14 protein-coding genes are annotated in these 17,491 nt (G+C 36.2%); all 14 read left to right on the forward strand.

Going from position 1 to position 17,491, the window contains the following annotated elements; translation table 11 throughout:
• Positions 1 to 75 precede the first annotated feature (75 nt).
• The 14 genes from BLQ00_RS12670 (at position 76) to BLQ00_RS12735 (ending at position 17,391) form a co-directional block, all read left to right on the forward strand.
• Positions 76 to 1,446 carry an MFS transporter gene (locus BLQ00_RS12670; protein ID WP_093144689.1) on the forward strand — a complete coding sequence of 457 codons (1,371 nt, stop codon included), beginning with the start codon at positions 76 to 78 and terminating at the stop codon, positions 1,444 to 1,446.
• Between the two features lie 5 nt (positions 1,447 to 1,451).
• A complete protein-coding gene (gene pgmB, locus BLQ00_RS12675) occupies positions 1,452 to 2,108 on the forward strand; it encodes a beta-phosphoglucomutase (RefSeq protein WP_093144690.1) in 657 nt (218 codons plus the stop codon).
• Positions 2,109 to 2,145: 37 nt separating this feature from the next.
• Positions 2,146 to 4,452, forward strand: a complete 2,307-nt coding sequence (locus tag BLQ00_RS12680; RefSeq protein ID WP_093144691.1) for a glycoside hydrolase family 65 protein — start codon at positions 2,146 to 2,148, stop codon at positions 4,450 to 4,452.
• Complete coding sequence (locus BLQ00_RS12685; protein ID WP_093144692.1) at positions 4,449 to 6,302, forward strand: glycoside hydrolase family 13 protein; 1,854 nt, start codon at positions 4,449 to 4,451, stop codon at positions 6,300 to 6,302. The genes BLQ00_RS12680 and BLQ00_RS12685 overlap by 4 nt, the downstream gene beginning before the upstream one ends.
• A gap of 20 nt (positions 6,303 to 6,322) precedes the next feature.
• Positions 6,323 to 8,584: an alpha-amylase family glycosyl hydrolase gene (locus BLQ00_RS12690; protein ID WP_093144693.1), complete on the forward strand. Its 2,262-nt coding sequence runs from the start codon at positions 6,323 to 6,325 to the stop codon at positions 8,582 to 8,584.
• Between the two features lie 15 nt (positions 8,585 to 8,599).
• Positions 8,600 to 10,039, forward strand: coding sequence for an alpha-amylase family glycosyl hydrolase (locus tag BLQ00_RS12695; RefSeq protein WP_093144694.1), 1,440 nt, complete (start codon positions 8,600 to 8,602; stop codon positions 10,037 to 10,039).
• 241 nt (positions 10,040 to 10,280) lie between these two features.
• The gene (gene pfkA / locus BLQ00_RS12700) at positions 10,281 to 11,210 is read left to right on the forward strand and encodes a 6-phosphofructokinase (RefSeq protein ID WP_373287757.1); all 930 of its coding nucleotides are present in this window, start codon (positions 10,281 to 10,283) and stop codon (positions 11,208 to 11,210) included.
• A 137-nt stretch (positions 11,211 to 11,347) separates the two neighbouring features.
• Complete coding sequence (gap, locus tag BLQ00_RS12705) at positions 11,348 to 12,343, forward strand: type I glyceraldehyde-3-phosphate dehydrogenase (RefSeq protein WP_093144696.1); 996 nt, start codon at positions 11,348 to 11,350, stop codon at positions 12,341 to 12,343.
• Between the two features lie 2 nt (positions 12,344 to 12,345).
• On the forward strand, positions 12,346 to 13,206 hold the full coding sequence (locus BLQ00_RS12710; RefSeq protein WP_093144697.1) for a BadF/BadG/BcrA/BcrD ATPase family protein: 861 nt from the start codon (positions 12,346 to 12,348) through the stop codon (positions 13,204 to 13,206).
• Between the two features lie 42 nt (positions 13,207 to 13,248).
• The gene (gene pgi, locus BLQ00_RS12715) at positions 13,249 to 14,802 is read left to right on the forward strand and encodes a glucose-6-phosphate isomerase (RefSeq protein ID WP_093144698.1); all 1,554 of its coding nucleotides are present in this window, start codon (positions 13,249 to 13,251) and stop codon (positions 14,800 to 14,802) included.
• Positions 14,803 to 14,898: 96 nt separating this feature from the next.
• The gene (locus BLQ00_RS12720) at positions 14,899 to 15,270 is read left to right on the forward strand and encodes a hypothetical protein (RefSeq protein ID WP_093144699.1); all 372 of its coding nucleotides are present in this window, start codon (positions 14,899 to 14,901) and stop codon (positions 15,268 to 15,270) included.
• Positions 15,271 to 15,550: 280 nt separating this feature from the next.
• Positions 15,551 to 15,913: a hypothetical protein gene (locus BLQ00_RS17715; protein WP_217629431.1), complete on the forward strand. Its 363-nt coding sequence runs from the start codon at positions 15,551 to 15,553 to the stop codon at positions 15,911 to 15,913.
• Positions 15,906 to 16,706, forward strand: a complete 801-nt coding sequence (locus BLQ00_RS12730) for a sensor histidine kinase (RefSeq protein WP_093144701.1) — start codon at positions 15,906 to 15,908, stop codon at positions 16,704 to 16,706. The genes BLQ00_RS17715 and BLQ00_RS12730 overlap by 8 nt, the downstream gene beginning before the upstream one ends.
• 16 nt (positions 16,707 to 16,722) lie before the next feature.
• A complete protein-coding gene (locus BLQ00_RS12735) occupies positions 16,723 to 17,391 on the forward strand; it encodes a response regulator transcription factor (protein ID WP_093144702.1) in 669 nt (222 codons plus the stop codon).
• The last annotated feature ends 100 nt before the right edge of the window (positions 17,392 to 17,491 follow it).

Genomic DNA, 17,491 nt, shown 5'->3' on the forward strand with positions numbered 1-17,491 from the left:
TTAAAATAAGTTTTGATATGTAGAATGTCACATCTGTGGCACATTCCATATATCGAAGTAATTTAAACTATCGATATGCAAAAACCTAAATTAGGCTTTTGGGAAATCTGGAACATGAGTTTCGGTTTCCTTGGTATTCAGTTCGGATTCGCCTTGCAAGGTGGATTTATGTCCAGAATTTTTCAAACATTAGGTGCGGCCAAAGATGATATACCATTGCTTTGGATTGCAGCACCGCTTACAGGATTATTAGTACAACCTATTATAGGATACTTAAGCGATAAAACATGGCATCCTCGTTGGGGACGTCGCAAACCTTACTTCCTTATTGGAGCTATTTTAAGCTCACTGGCGTTGTTATTTGTACCACATTCTCCTGTCTTATGGATGGCTGCTGGATTTTTATGGATTTTAGATGCGTCTATAAATATTTCAATGGAACCTTTTCGTGCGCTTGTAGCTGATAATCTTCCAGACTCACAACGCTCTTACGGATTTGTTGTTCAAACACTTATTATTGGAATAGGTACCTGGATAGCGAGTAATTTACCATGGCTTGTTTCAGAAATAGGCGTTAGCAACGAAGCCGCACAAGGTGTGGTCCCTATGTCTGTAAAAGTAGCTTTTGGTATCGGAGCCTTTGTATTTATGGCAAGTATTTTATACACCATTTTTACAACTTCAGAATATCCTCCAGAAGATATGGAAGAATTTGAAAGAGAAAAGAAACAGAAAAATAGGTTCCTTCTAGATATCATAGAAAATATTGGAAATATGCCACTAACCATGAAGAAATTGGGAGTAATCCAATTTTTTAGCTGGTTTGCTTTTTTTACTATGTGGAGTATGGCAAATCCTGCCTTAACCGAACATGTTTTTCACACCCCAGCACCTATTGAAGCTAATTACGATTTAAACAATGCAACGCAATTACTACAGTTTAATACCGATAACACAGCCTTTCAAGAAGCTTCAAATAGTGTGGGATCGTATATGGGAATTTATGGATTGTCTTCTATGGCATTTGCATTACTTTTAACTTTTTATACCTCCAAAAAACGAATTAATAGAAAGTACATTCACATGGGAGCCCTTATTTTAGGAGGCTTCGGATTTATATTCATGTACTTTGTTCCAAGCCCTTCTTGGCTCGCGCTAAGTTTCACCTTAATAGGATTTTCTTGGGGAAGTATTCTTTCCATGCCGTATGCCATGCTTTCTAGTGCGATAGATCCAAAACGAATGGGTGTTTTCATGGGGATATTCAACATGTTTATTGTTATTCCACAAATTATAGCAGCCCTTGGAGGTGTTAATTTCACCTATAAGTTATTAGGAGAAAACACTATAAATGCAATGATTATTGCAGGAATAAGCTTGTTAATTGCAGGTTTTTGCAACTTATTGATTACAAACCCGAATGCTATTAGCTATCAAGAAAAGTAAGAAAGATGAACACTAAAGGATTTATTTTCGATTTAGACGGCGTCATTGTAGATACCGCAAAGTATCACTATTTGGCTTGGAAAAATTTAGCTACATCTTTAGAAATTCCTTTTTCTGAAGCTCAAAACGAGCAATTAAAAGGCGTAAGTAGAGTAGCATCATTACATAAAATACTAACATGGGGTGCAATTTCTCTATCTGAAGAAGCTTTTAATGCTACGATGAACAAAAAAAATGAAGAATACCTCTCGTATATTTCTAAAATGACGACGTCTGAAATTTTACCAGATGTAGTCCGTGTATTAGATTTTCTGAAAGAAACCAACCAAAAAATAGCGTTGGGTTCTGCGAGTAAAAATGCACGTATCATCTTAGATAAAGTTGCTCTCAAAGAATACTTTGAAACCATTGTAGATGGTACAAACGTAACCAAAGCTAAACCCGATCCGGAAGTGTTTTTAAATGCCGCTGAAGGATTACAGGTGCCTCCAAACCAATGTGTTGTTTTTGAAGATTCTGTTGCTGGTATACAAGCAGCCAATTCAGCAGGAATGATAAGTATTGGAATAGGGGATAAAACGGTATTACACGAAGCTGATCATGTATTTCGTGATTTCACAGAAATGCCTTCAGAATTTATAAAAGAATTAATTAAAAAGTAAGCGTATTCTCTTAAAAAGGAATGTAAAAACAATTACAATGAATCAAGATTATATACAACCAGATAGTTGGTCAATTATAGAAGAAGGATTTAACGCAACACGCGTAAAATCATCCGAAAGTCTTTTCAGTATTGGAAATGGAGCTATGGGACAACGAGCTAATTTTGAAGAAGATTACTCGGGAACCACCTTCCAAGGAAGTTATATTGCAGGAGTTTATTATCCAGATAAAACAAGAGTTGGCTGGTGGAAAAATGGCTATCCAGAATATTTTGCTAAAGTACTTAACGCACCCAATTGGATTGGAATACATATTTATATAAACAATGAAGTGTTAGATTTAAATACTTGTGAAAGTATTTCTAATTTTAGAAGAGTGCTCAATATGAAGGAAGGCTATTACAAGCGTTCATTTCAAGCAACACTTGCAAATGGTCTTGAAATAGCTGTTGAAAGCACGCGGTTTTTATCCTTAGAAATGGACGAATTGGGCGCAATACGTTATAAAATCACTCCTTTAAATGGTGATGCAAGTATTGTGTTTACCCCGTATTTAGATGGTGGAATTACCAATGAAGATACCAATTGGGATGATAAATTTTGGGATACGCTTTCTGTTTCTGAAAGCAAACAACAAGCGTTTATTGTTTCTCATACCATGAAAACAGAGTTCAATGTCTGTACTTTTATGGAGTCTCAATTATTTGTAAATGAAACGCAAGTTACGCAACAACCAACACCCATTTTGAAAGAAAATTATGTTGGTTTACAATACACTGTAACGGTTGGTAAAAATGAAACGGCTTCCCTTCAGAAATATGGAGGATATACAGTAGACACCAATCATAACGCTGAAAATTTGGTAGCTGCTGCCCAAGAAACACTTGCAAAAGGGGTATCGTTAGGGTTTTCTAAATTACTAGCGCTTCAGAAGGAAAGCTGGGCTACTATTTGGGAAATGGCAGATATTTCTATTGAAGGGGATATAAAAGCACAACAAGGAATCCGATTTAATATCTTTCAGTTAAACCAAACCTATTTAGGGAAAGATGCCCGCTTAAATATTGGTCCGAAGGGCTTCACTGGAGAGAAATACGGCGGAAGTACCTATTGGGATACCGAAGCGTATTGCATTCCTTTTTATATGGCAACTAAAGATCAAAAGGTTGCGAGAAGCCTGTTAGAATATCGGTACCATCATCTAGAAAAAGCGATTGAAAATGCTGAAAAATTAGGGTTTACCAAAGGTGCTGCATTGTATCCTATGGTAACCATGAACGGGGAAGAGTGTCATAATGAATGGGAGATTACCTTTGAAGAAATTCATAGAAATGGTGCTATTTCTTTTGCTATTTACAACTACGTTCGATACACGGGAGATACTACGTATATTCCAGAAAAAGGATTGGAAGTGTTAATCGCAATTGCACGTTTTTGGCATCAAAGAGCGAATTTTTCAAAAGCAAAAAATAAGTCGGTTATTCTCGGAGTTACAGGCCCTAATGAATATGAAAATAATGTAAATAATAACTGGTATACGAATTATATCGCTGCTTGGTGTATTCAATATGCAACGGCACAAATTCAAAATGTTTCTGAAAGGTTTGAGAATGATTATGTTCGTATTATGAACAAAACCAAACTTTCAAAAGCAGAAATTGCACAATGGAATGAGGTGGCTTCTACTATGTATTTCCCTTATTCTGAAAGCGAAGGCGTATACCTTCAGCAGGACGGATTTCTAGATAAAGAATTAATTTCAGTAGCTGAGTTGGATGCGTCACAGCGTCCTATTAACCAAAAATGGTCTTGGGATCGTATTTTGCGCTCTCCTTATATTAAGCAGGCCGATGTGTTACAAGGATTTTACTTCTTTGAAGCAGATTTTTCCGAAGAACAACTCGAAAAACACTTCGATTTTTACGAACCATTAACCGTTCACGAATCATCACTTTCTCCTTGCGTGCACTCCATTCAAGCTGCGAAACTAGGGAGGATGGATCAGGCATACCAATTGTATTTACGTACCTCTCGTTTAGATTTAGACGATTATAATAACGAAGTAGAAGAAGGATGTCATATTACAAGTATGGCGGGAACGTGGATGAGTATTGTGGAAGGTTTTGGCGGAATGCGAGTGAAGGATGGACAACTTTCATTTGCTCCAAAAATACCTTCGCAATGGGAAAGTTATACGTTTAAAATAAACTTTAGAGATCAAGTTTTAAAAGTGTATGTGAATCAGACAGGTCATACACTGACCTTAGAAGGAACCAAAGAATTAGAAATTTTAGTCAATAATGTGCCTGTTATAGTTACACCTAATAAAGAAGTTGCCCTATGAAGTTGTTTTTAAGTAGTTTGTTTTTTTGCGTTACGTTGGCTGTTTTTGGACAAGTGGAACGTGTAGAACCTCCTTTTTGGTGGGCCGGAATGCAGCAGAGTGATGTGCAAATTTTGTGCTACGGAAAGGATATTAGCCAGTTTGATGTTTCCGTTAATGGATTGAATATTACCGAAGTTCAAAAAACAACAAATCCTAATTATTTGTTTGTAACGGTTGCAACAAAAAATGTGTCAGAAGGAACCTATGTGCTACACTTTCAGAAAAAAGGGAAGACGAAATTCACCTACGACTTTGAATTAAAGGAACGTAGAACCGCTTCCGAAGCACGTCAAGGATTTGATGCGAGCGACGCCATGTATTTACTAATGCCCGACCGTTTTGCCAATGGGGATCCAACAAATGACAGTACTAAAAATACGGTTGAAAAAGTTGATAGAGCCAATAACGGTGGTCGTCACGGAGGCGATATACAAGGAATTATTAATCAGTTAGATTACCTAGAAGATCTTGGTTTTACCGCACTTTGGAGTACACCTTTGCTAGAAGATAATGAACCTTCATATAGTTATCATACGTACGCCCAAAGTGATTATTACAAAATTGACCCTCGCTACGGTACCAATGAAGATTACAAACAATTGGCTTCAGAAATGCACAAACGCGATATGAAATTGGTCATGGATTATGTTACCAATCATTGGGGCAGCAAGCATTGGATGATTCAGGATTTACCAACGACAGATTGGATTCATATCTGGAAAGATGGGGATGCAAATGGTTTTAAACGCAGTAATTACCGAATGACGACTCAATACGATCCAAATGCGTCTGAAGTTGACGCTGAAGGATGTATGAATGGTTGGTTTGATACCACCATGCCCGATATGAATCAGAAAAATCCGTTGTTGTTGCAGTATATGATTCAGAATGCGATTTGGTGGATAGAATATGCCGATTTGGATGGATTTAGAGTCGATACCTATTCGTATAACGATAAGGAAGCAATTGCAATTTGGACCAAAGAAATCATGAAAGAATATCCTAATTTCAATATTGTAGGAGAAGTTTGGATGCATTCTCCAGCCGAAATTGCATTTTGGCAAAAAGACAGTAAAATAGGAGCTATTCAAGATTTTAATTCAGGATTGCCTTCGGTGATGGACTTTACACTTCACGATGCGTTCATGCAAATGTTTAAAGAAACGCAAGGTTGGGACACGGGACTGCAACGCGCCTACGATAATTTCAGCAATGATTTTCTGTATTCAGACATCGATAATATTTTAGTGTTTGCTGGAAATCACGATACCAATCGCATTGCTCAAATCTACGGAAACGATTTTGATAAAATAAAACAGGTATTCACCATGATCTTTACCGTTCGCGGGATTCCGCAATTTTATTATGGCGATGAATTAGGAATGATGGGTGATAAAGAAGCCAATGGCGATGGCGATATTCGGAAGGACTTTCCAGGCGGTTGGACGGGTGATATTCAAAATGCATTTACAGAAGAAGGACGAACAGCTTCACAAAACCAATACCACAGCTTTGTGAAAAAAGTATTGAATTGGCGGAAAGAAAAGGAAGTAATGCATACAGGGAAGTTTTTACAATACATACCAATGGACGATGTGTATGTTTATTTCCGATACAATGCTTCAGAACGGGTGATGGTTGTTTTAAATAATTCCGAAGAAGAAAAAACGCTATCATTGAATCGTTTTGCTGAAGGTTTACACGGAGCAACCTCTGGAACTGATATTGTTTCAGAAGAAAAAATCACACTTCAAAATTCGATGCAACTAGCGCCAAGAGCAGCCTTAATTATTGAACTTACGAAGTAACCTTTTAACAGCTAGTTTTTATGAAATCAATTTGTTTTATATTCCTAAGTTTTGCGTTTATATGCCTGTCGTGTACAAACGAAAAAGAAGAAGTAATTGCTGTCTCAGAGACTGTCAATCTTGCTACACCTGTATTTTTAACTACCGATAGTGAAGCAATTTTGCTTTCAGATTATTTACTAGATGTTTCAAATATTGATTCCATCGGTACAAATCCTTTTTTTGAAAGTAAACTACTCGATACTAAAGAAAAAGTAGTTGTCACATTAAAAGAAAACGCTCCGTACCTGCTTAATATGTCTATTTGGACTTCGGGAGTTGTTACTAATATTCCGCTGTTTAAAAGCACTAAAAAGGAAGTGTCTATTTCGCTTCCCGATGCTGATGAAAGGTACAAAGAGGTAGGAGTGAAGGGGGAATTTAGCAATTGGCAAACTATGCCTTTACAATTCCAAAATGGTATTTGGAATTTCACAACTCGCGTAACCCCAGGCGACCATCAATACATTTTAATGATTGATGGAAAAGAAACACTAGATCCTAGCAATTCTAAAAAAACAAGTAATGGAATGGGCGGCTTTAACTCGTTACTTTCTGTACCCACTAACGAATCTAAAATTCCGTTTGTACAAACAAAGTCAGTTACTTCGGAAGGATTTACGTTGACTGCGAGTCAGCCAGTAACACAAGTAGTAGCCTATATAGATAACCAATTAATTGCTTCAGAAAACATTTCGGTTGAAGGACGATTGCTAAGCATTACGCTTCCTGAAAACAATGCGAAAAGAGCGCAGGTTCGGGTGTATACTTCTAACGAATATGGACGCAGCAACGATGTTTTGATACCCCTTTCCGAAGGACATATTATTACAGATGCTTCCAAATTAAACCGCACCGACTTTCAGACACAAATCATGTATTTCCTATTAGTAGACCGTTTTAAAGATGGGAATCCGCAGAACACACGAAAAGTAGCAAACGACAGTATATTACCGAAAGCTAATTATTACGGAGGCGATTTGCAGGGTGTTTTAGATAAAATTAACGATGGCTATTTTGAAGACTTGGGCATCAATACCATTTGGTTGTCGCCTATCACACAAAACCCAGAAGGTGCCTACGGTTTGTGGCCAGAACCGCTTACAAAATTCTCAGCATATCACGGGTATTGGCCCATTAGCAACACTAAAATTGACGATCGTTTTGGTGATGAAGAGGTGTTTAAAGAGTTGATTGAAAAAGCACACCAAAATGGGATGAATGTGATTTTAGATTATGTTGCAAATCACGTGCATGAAGAGCATCCGTTGTATAAAGAACACCCAGATTGGGCGACCCAATTGTATTTGCCAGACGGAACTTTAAATACAGAGCGTTGGGATGACCATCGATTAACAACTTGGTTCGACACGTTTTTGCCAACGTTGGATTTCAGTAAGCCAGAAGTGGTAGAGAAAATGACAGACTCGGCTGCGTATTGGGTTACACATTATGAGTTGGATGGATTTAGACACGATGCGACGAAGCACATTCAGTTAGATTTTTGGCGCACACTGACTAAAAAAGTAAAAGAACGTACCAATCGTCCTATTTTTCAAATTGGCGAAACCTATGGAAGCCCCGATTTAATTAGAAGCTACATCAACACAGGAATGTTGCAAGCGCAATTTGATTTTAATTTATACGATGCCGAAGTAAATGCTTTTGCAACCGATGCTTCTTTCGAACGTTTGGCAGCGACTTTAAAACAAGGGTTAACCTACTACGGAAGCCATCATTTAATGGGGAATATTTCTGGAAATCAAGACCGTGCACGTTTTATCAGTTACGCTTCTGGCGATGTTCGATTTGATGAAGACGCTAAAAAAGCAGGATGGACACGTGAGATAAAAATGAGCGATACCATAGCCTATAACAAACTGGCAATGTTGCAAGCGTTTAACCTTACCACACCTGGAATTCCTTGTATTTACTACGGAGATGAATACGGAAGCATAGGAGGAAACGATCCTGACAATCGTAAAATGATGCAGTTTGATGATCTTTCAAACCTGGAAATGAAACTAAAAGAACGCATTGCAAAAGGTATTAAAACACGTCGTAATTCGATGGCGCTTCAGTACGGAAGTACTCAAGTGTTGCAAGCAGACGAAAACGTATTAATTATTCAGAGAGCCTATTTTGATGAAATCATGACGGTTGTTTTTAATAAAGCTTCGGAAGGATTTACGTATCAAAACACCTTAATTCCAGGGAATGATTTTAGAATCATCTCGAACTAACTTTAACTAGAAAACATGAAAAAACTGATCCCTTTTATACTAGTCGCTTTAGTCGTTGTAGCGTGTAAAAATGAAACGCAAAAGAGCGTAATTACTGAAACAGTTTCAGAAAAAACAATCCAACCTATTTCAGATGCAGATTTAGAATCTGCCGTGATTTATGAAGCTAATATTCGTCAATATTCTTCTGAAGGAACGTTTAATGCGTTTACAGAAGACATTCCGCAGTTAAAAGAATTAGGAGTGAAAATATTATGGTTAATGCCTGTTTTTCCTATTTCTGAAACAAAACGAAAAGCTACAGGAGGCGATTTTGCGAGTTTAATTGAAGATGAAGCCGAACGTGCTAAAATGTTAGGAAGTTATTATGCTGTAACAGATTTTACCAAAGTAAATCCAGAATTTGGAACGATGGATGATCTTAGAAGTCTTATCAGTACAGCTCATGATAATGGGATGTATGTTATTTTAGATTGGGTGCCAAACCACACAGGTTGGGATCATGTTTGGATAAAAAGCCATCCTGAATATTATACAAAAAACGCAGCAGGAGAAATTACAGATCCTTTAAATGACGACGGAACACCTGTAGGTTGGGCAGATGTAGCCGACTTAGATTACAGTAATGAAGGATTACAAAAGGAGATGATTGAAGATATGTCGTATTGGCTTACTGAAGAAGGAATCGACGGATTTAGATGTGATGTTGCTGGATCGGTACCGCTAGTGTTTTGGGAGAATGCAATTCCGAAGTTACGGGCTCAAAAAGATATTTTTATGTTAGCAGAAGCTTGGGAACCAGATTTATTAAAAGGAACAGATTTGTTTGATATGGCATATGCGTGGGACGGACACCATGTAATGAATGATATTGCGCAAGGAAAGAAAACGGTTCACGATTTTGATGCTTACATTACCAAAAAGGATTCGATGTATGAACGTGACGATATTCTAATGAATTTTACGACCAATCACGATGAGAATTCGTGGAATGGAACAATTAAAGAACGAATGGGAGATGCAGCTGAAGCTTTGGTCGCACTAAGTTATTCTATGCCAGGAATGCCTTTAATTTACAGCGGACAAGAATACGACCTAGAACATCGATTGTTATTTTTCGAAAAAGATGAAATTCCGCATACCAAAGGAAAAATGTGGCCTCTTTTAGAAAAACTAGGAACATTAAAAAATACCAATCCTGCACTGAGCGGAGGAAAAATGGCTTCGAGTTACACGCGTATTGCAACCTCAAGGGATGCTACGGTACTTGCTTTTAGACGTAATTTAAAAGAAAGTGAGTTGTTGTATATCGCGAATCTCTCAAATACGTCCACAGAATTTACTGTAGCTGTTACAGGCGATTATAAAAATGTGATAACAGGTAAGGAATTAAAACTAGTAGAAAATCAAAAACTTAGTTTTGCTCCGTGGGAATATGTCGTTCTAGTAAAGTAAGTGTGAATTTTTAAAGTTAAAGGGGGGTATTTTGAGGGGGTTCTTCAAAATAAAAAGCAAATTAGCACTAGGATACTGTCTTTTTTAACAGTTTTAGTGCTTTTTTTAAATATTTATCAACCGAAAACGTTATAGTTTTTAAAAGAAATTGCGCAGTATCATTTTATAACATAAATTTACAGTAGTGAGTAGAAAAATAAATAAAATAGGTGTTTTAACGAGTGGAGGAGATGCTCCAGGAATGAATGCAGCGATACGGGCTGTAGTTCGGTCGTGCGCCTATCAAAAATTAGAATGTGTTGGGGTCTTTAGAGGCTATGAAGGTCTTATTGAAGGCGATTTTAAAGATCTAGATGCACGTTCGGTAAAAAACATTATCAATAGAGGAGGAACTTTTTTAAAGTCGGCTAGATCAAAAGGTTTCCGAACCAAAGAAGGGCGACAAAAAGCCTATAATCATTTAGTAAAAGCAAATATAGATGCTTTAGTGGTAATTGGAGGGGATGGTACATTTACAGGAGCGTTGGTCTTTAGTGAAGAGTTTGATTTTCCTGTTGTAGGTATTCCAGGAACCATTGATAACGATATTAATGGAACCGATTTTACCATCGGGTATGATACAGCTCTTAATACAGTAGTAGAAGCGATTGATAAAATACGAGATACAGCAAATTCACATAATCGACTCTTTTTAGTTGAGGTAATGGGAAGAGATGCTGGAGATATTGCTTTGAATGCAGGAATAGGTGCTGGCGCTGAAGAAATTTTGATTCCCGAACAAGATATGGGGAAGGATCGATTAATCGATTCGTTACGTCGCAGTAAAAAATCTGGAAAGACATCGAGTATTATAGTGGTTTCTGAAGGCGATCAAATTGGAAAGAATATTTTCGAATTGGCAAAATACATTGAAGATAATTTAGAAGGGTATGAGGTTCGTGTTAGTGTTTTAGGACATATTCAGCGCGGAGGTTCACCAAGTTGTTACGATCGTGTTTTGGCAAGTAGAATGGGAGTAGGAGCCGTAGATGCATTACTTAATAACGAACATAATGTAATGATAGGTATTGTACACAGTAAAATTGTATCTGTTCCTTTTGAAGATGCTTTAAAAGGTGAAAATGAATTGGATTTAGAATTAATCCGAGTGGCAGACATAACATCAATTTAACAAGTCTTTCGTGAAACTAGTATACATTTGGGTATACTCTTTTCCATCCTTAGATACAATATAGTCTCGAAAGACTCTAAAAATAACATTAAGAATAAGTTTAATTTAAACATTCTCGTGCACACGAGACATTTAGTATGACAAAAATTGGAATTAACGGCTTTGGCCGAATCGGAAGAATAGCTTTTAGAATTGCATCACAACACAAAGATATTGAAGTTGTGGCTGTAAATGATTTACTAGATGTTGATCACTTAGCGTATTTACTTGAATATGATTCAGTACACGGAAAATTTCCTGGAACTGTAGAAGTCATAGATAATAACTTAGTTGTAGACGGACGTACCATCCGTGTGACTGCGGAAAGAAACCCTGAAAACCTAAAATGGGATGAAGCAGGTGCGGACATTGTTATTGATTGTACAGGAATTTTTACAACGTTAGATTCAGCAGGAGCCCATCTTAAAGCAAATGCAAGAAAAGTAGTAATTTCTGCACCTTCTAAAGATGCTCCAATGTTTGTCATGGGTGTAAATCATTCCGACGTAAAAGCAACAGACACTATCGTATCTAACGCATCGTGTACCACCAACTGTTTGGCGCCATTAGCAAAAATTATCAATGATGAGTTCGGAATTGTAGAAGGGCTAATGACTACCGTACATGCAACAACAGCGACACAACTTACTGTTGACGGACCTTCACGTAAGGATTTTAGAGCAGGAAGAAGTGCAATGTCTAATATTATTCCAGCTTCTACAGGTGCAGCAAAAGCTGTAACAAAGGTAATCCCTGCTTTGGAAGGTAAATTAACAGGGATGGCATTTCGTGTTCCTACTACTGATGTTTCTGTGGTCGATTTAACGGTTAGAACTGAAAAAAGTACTTCGTACGAAGAAATTAAAAAGGTATTTAAAAAAGCCTCTGAAGGTGCTTACAAAGGAATTGTAAATTATACGGAAGACGCTGTAGTATCTCAAGATTTTGTGAGCGATCCACATACGTGTACATTTGATGCTGGAGCAGGAATTGCGTTAAACGATAACTTCTTCAAATTAATAGCTTGGTATGATAATGAGTATGCATATTCGTCAAAATTGATCGATTTAGCTGCCTACGTAGCAAAAGTTTAAGGATGATATTAATTACCGATGGAGGTTCCACAAAATGTGATTGGATTCTATTGGATACTCACGGAGAAGTCGTTTTAAAAACACGAACTTCAGGATTAAATCCAGCCGTTTTTCCAGAAGAAGAACTATACAAACGCATTACTGAGAATAAAGATTTATTAGCAATAGCAGAATCTGTTGACCGATTAGATTTTTACGGTGCGGGTTGTGGAACCAAAACACCTAAAGAATTACTAGCTACAATACTGACGAGCTTTTTTACTAACGCTACAATTACCGTAAACGAAGATACTGTAGCAGCAGTTCGCGCAGCGACTTCAGAGCCCGGAATTGTATGTATTCTAGGTACGGGTTCAAATAGTTGTTATTTTGATGGTACAGAGGTTCATAACGTTATAAATTCGTTGGGTTATGTTTTAATGGATGAAGCGAGTGGGAACTACTTCGGAAAGCGATTGATTCGGGATTATTTTTACAATAAAATGCCGAGTGAGTTGGCTTCAGAATTTGAAAAACGGTTCGACCTAGATCCTGATGAAATAAAAATGAATTTGTACAAAAAGCCAAACCCAAATATGTATTTGGCTTCTTTTGCCGAGTTTATTTTTACAAGTGAAGAAGTGAATGGTTATTTTTACAAGCTCATAAGCGAAGGAATTCTAAAATTTATTGAATACCGCATTCTTTGTTACAAAGAAGCGCAAAAGGTCCCCATTCATTTTATAGGGTCTATTGCACACTTTAGTGAGGCGATTATTCGCGATTGCATGAAGCCCTACAATTTGGAGTTAGGAACCATTATTAGAAGACCCATCGACGGTCTTATAGATTATTATAGAACACAAGTACTGAATTTAAAGTAATAGAAATTTAGTGTGTTGAAACAGTACTAAAAAGAAACTTACATGTCATTACCTTCAGTAAATCCTATAAAAACCAATGCTTGGAAAAAACTTCAGCAACATTTTCAGGAAACCAAGAATGTAAAAATGCAAGATTTATTTGCGGAAGATGAAACTCGAGCCGATCGATTTGCTATTTCGTGGAATGATTTCTATGTGGATTTTTCAAAAAATAGAATTACTTCGGAAACATTTTCGTTGCTACTTCAGTTGGCCGAGGATGTCAATTTAAAAGAAGCTATTCAGCAACAATTTTCAGGAGCAAACATAAATGAAACTGAAAATAGAGCAGTATTGCATACAGCCCTTCGCGATTTTAAAAACATGAAGCCAGAAGTAGCAAATGCGCTTCAGCAGATGAAACAATTTTCAGAAGCAGTAATTCAAGGCGATTGGAAAGGATACACAGGAAAGCCTATTACAACGATTGTAAACATTGGGATTGGGGGAAGTGATTTAGGGCCAGACATGGTGACAGAAGCGTTGACCTATTATAAAAATCAGTTACAGACCTATTTCATTTCGAATGTAGATGGCGATCACGTAATGGAAACCTTAAAGAAGCTAAATCCTGAAACCACACTGTTTATTATAGTTTCAAAAACGTTTACTACTCAAGAAACTTTAACCAATGCAACAACGGTGCGGAGTTGGTTTTTAAAGACCGCTTCAGAATCTGACGTAGCCAAACATTTTGTAGCCGTTTCTACTAATTTGGAGGCTGTAAAAGAGTTTGGAATTGCTTCAGAAAATATTTTTCCAATGTGGGATTGGGTTGGTGGCCGATTTTCTTTATGGAGCGCCGTTGGATTATCAATCTGTTGTTCGGTAGGATACACAAATTTTGAAGATTTACTGAAAGGCGCCAATGAAATGGATGGTCATTTTTCAGAAACACCCTTTCAAGAAAATATCCCCGTTGTGTTAGCATTGCTGTCAGTTTGGTATGCTAATTTTTATAAAGCTGAAAGTGAAGCTGTATTACCTTACACGCAATATTTAACCAAGCTAGTTCCGTATTTGCAGCAAGCCATTATGGAAAGTAACGGTAAAAGTATAGACAGAAATGACGCTCCAGTCGATTACGAAACTGGAACCATTATTTGGGGAGGTACAGGAACCAATTCGCAACATGCGTTTTTTCAACTGTTGCATCAGGGAACAAAATTAATTCCGTCAGATTTTATTGGCTTTGCAGAGTCATTGCATGGCAATAAAGAACACCATGATAAATTGTTGGCTAATTTTATAGCGCAGACAGAAGCTTTATTGCAAGGAACAGAAGGTGTTACGACTCCAAATAATTACAAAAAATTTGAGGGGAACAAACCAACAAATACAATTTTAATTCAAAAGTTAACACCTAAATCAATAGGGAGTTTAATCGCATTATATGAGCATAAATTGTTTGTGCAAGGTATAGTTTGGAATATATACAGTTATGATCAATGGGGAGTAGAATTGGGGAAGAATATTGCGAAACATACATTAAAAGCAATACAATCTTCTGAGAGAATGAAGAATAGCTCTACTAATAATTTACTTTCAAAAATTTAATAGTTTAAAATGAAAACTAAAATCTTCTAGAAAAACCTTCGTGAGACTGCGATGGTTTTTCTATTTTTATCACTTAACCAAATAAATTTTTTAATTATGAGTGATAGTAGCGACAATTCAATTCCGTTAGAGACAGCTGTAGCATGGACTACCGAATGGAGAGCTGTAGAATCATCTTACAATAGTTATAACGACTGTAAGGGTTTTTTAATTCCAGCTTCCGATTTACAATCTGTACTTAATGAAATTGCTGGGCAATCTGGCGATAAATATGTTCGTGCGTACTTAGGGGTAGATTCTGCAACCAATAAGGAAAAATTAATCTTAGTAGGAACAGAACCAGATCCTGTTAAAGGCGTGGGAGTCATATACCGTGACTTAATAACGGGCTATAACGGAACTGGTAAAATGTATGATTTTACACAGCCAGTTCCACCAGGAAGTGATCCGGCTAGCCCTTTAGACTAATATGGATCTATTTATAGACATATTTACAGATATAATTGTTTATCTGTCAATGTTTTATCCTTTTTTATACCTTATAGGCTTTACTAGAAATAGTAAGGCCTATAAGATTTTTACCCTATATTTAATAGGAATTGGAATTATTCAATTTTTAATGGGATTTGTAAGAAATTTTTTAGATTTTGAGACGAACCTTTTTCTATTTAAATATTATTTTATTTTTCAATTTTTGATGTTATCCTATTTTTATAAAACGCTGTTAGGATATCGGTGGGTTTATTTTATGACATCAATTGCCTTATTATTTTTCATTTTTCAATATATTGATGATCCCGAATTAAGTGCTAAATACAATCCGTTAGGTTCTGCAATTGCTCAAATTATAATTGTAATTTACTCATTATTATATTTTTACAGGTTACTTTCAGCTAAAGGTGAATTTTTAATTGTAAATATAGGTGTGTTTTTTTACATGCTAATTAGTATTTTAATTTTTGCCGCAGGTAATTTAGTTTTTGTAGATGAATTTAAAAGCGTCTCCAGTATTATGCGTAATTTGAATGCAGTTTTCTATTTTGTTTTTCAAGTTTTGATTTTACTAGAATGGGGAAAAAACTATTATAAAAAAAAGAATCTGAATGGATAAATTATTACTTGATGAGTATCAAGTTATCACTCTAATACTAATTGTTATTGGAGTTTTAGTGTTAATGGGTTTATCTATAGTTTTATTCTTCTATTTTTCCAGAAAAAAGATTGTTGATGCTGAAATGGAGAAAGCAACCACTCAAATCAATCATCAAAAAGAAATAATTAAATCTTCATTAATTATTCAAGAAGAAGAACGAGGGCGTATCGCACAAGATTTACACGATGCCATTAGTTCTAAATTGAACATCGTCTCTTTAAATGCAAATTTTTTAACCGAAGGAAATATTACAGCAGCCGATGCCAATAAATTTGGGCAAAGTATTTTAAAAGTAACCACTTCTGTTTTAGAGAGTTCCCGAAGGATAGCACACGATTTATTACCTCCAACATTAGAAAAGTTTGGCTTACAGGCTGCGTTAGAAGAGTTAAGTGATGAAGTAGGAGAGTCTGGCACCCTTACCATGGAAACCTCTCTTAAATCTATCGATGGGTTGCTCAATCCAAATGAAGAATTGCATCTATTTCGAATGATACAAGAATTGCTAAGTAACTCTATTAAATACGCAAATGCGACAAAAATCACACTAATTCTTTCAAGTACAGAAAACATAGTATCTTTACAGTATAAGGATGATGGAAAAGGTTTCAATTATAGTGATGCTCTAAATGCAAAAGGCTTAGGAATGATTGGTCTTGAAAACAGGGCTTCCATTTTAAATGCGAATCTTAAAATGGAAAGTTCTCCAGGTAATGGAGTTTCCGCCAAAATCACTTTAGATAAGAACTAGATTAATTCAGTAGCAAATGGTAATTAATGTTGTTATAGCAGACGATGAAGAGCTTTTCAGAGTAGGGATGGCATACATTCTATCACGAGATGTCAATATTAATATAATGTATGAAGCTTCAGATGGAAAACAACTTATCACCTTTTTAAAAGATTGTACTTTATTACCAGATATTATTATTACCGATATTAAAATGCCAGAATTAAATGGCGTAGAAGCAACCAAAATTATAAGTCACGAGTATCCAGAAGTGGGTATTGTAGCCTTAACAACCTACAATACAAAATCGTTTATTCGGAATATGATTAGTGTTGGTGCAAGCGCATATTTGGTAAAAAATTCTTCCCCAGAAAAAGTATTACATACTATAAAACAAGTTTATTATAAAGGATTTTATTACGATAACAATGTCATGAACATTTTAAACGAAGCAAGTACTTCGAAAAGTGAAGATGATAAATCTGTTTTTGACGAAAACTTTTTAACTCCGAGAGAACGAGAAGTTTTAGAGCTTATTTGTAAACAATGTACCACACAAGAAATTGCAGAACAGCTTTTTATAAGTCCGAGAACGGTTGAAGTTCATCGAAAAAATTTATTAGAAAAAACCAAGGTTAAAAACATAGCAGGGCTTGTTATTTTTGCAATTATGAACGATTTAATACCGCCTATAATCGTAGAATAAATGAAAACACTATTTTATGGGATGGTACTCTATTACTACTCTAAAAGCATATTTACACTCCTTGATTAGTCTCTTTAACCATTTTTTAAGCACCTAAACG

Source organism: Ulvibacter litoralis (genome assembly GCF_900102055.1).
Classification (GTDB): Bacteria; Bacteroidota; Bacteroidia; order Flavobacteriales; family Flavobacteriaceae; genus Ulvibacter; species Ulvibacter litoralis.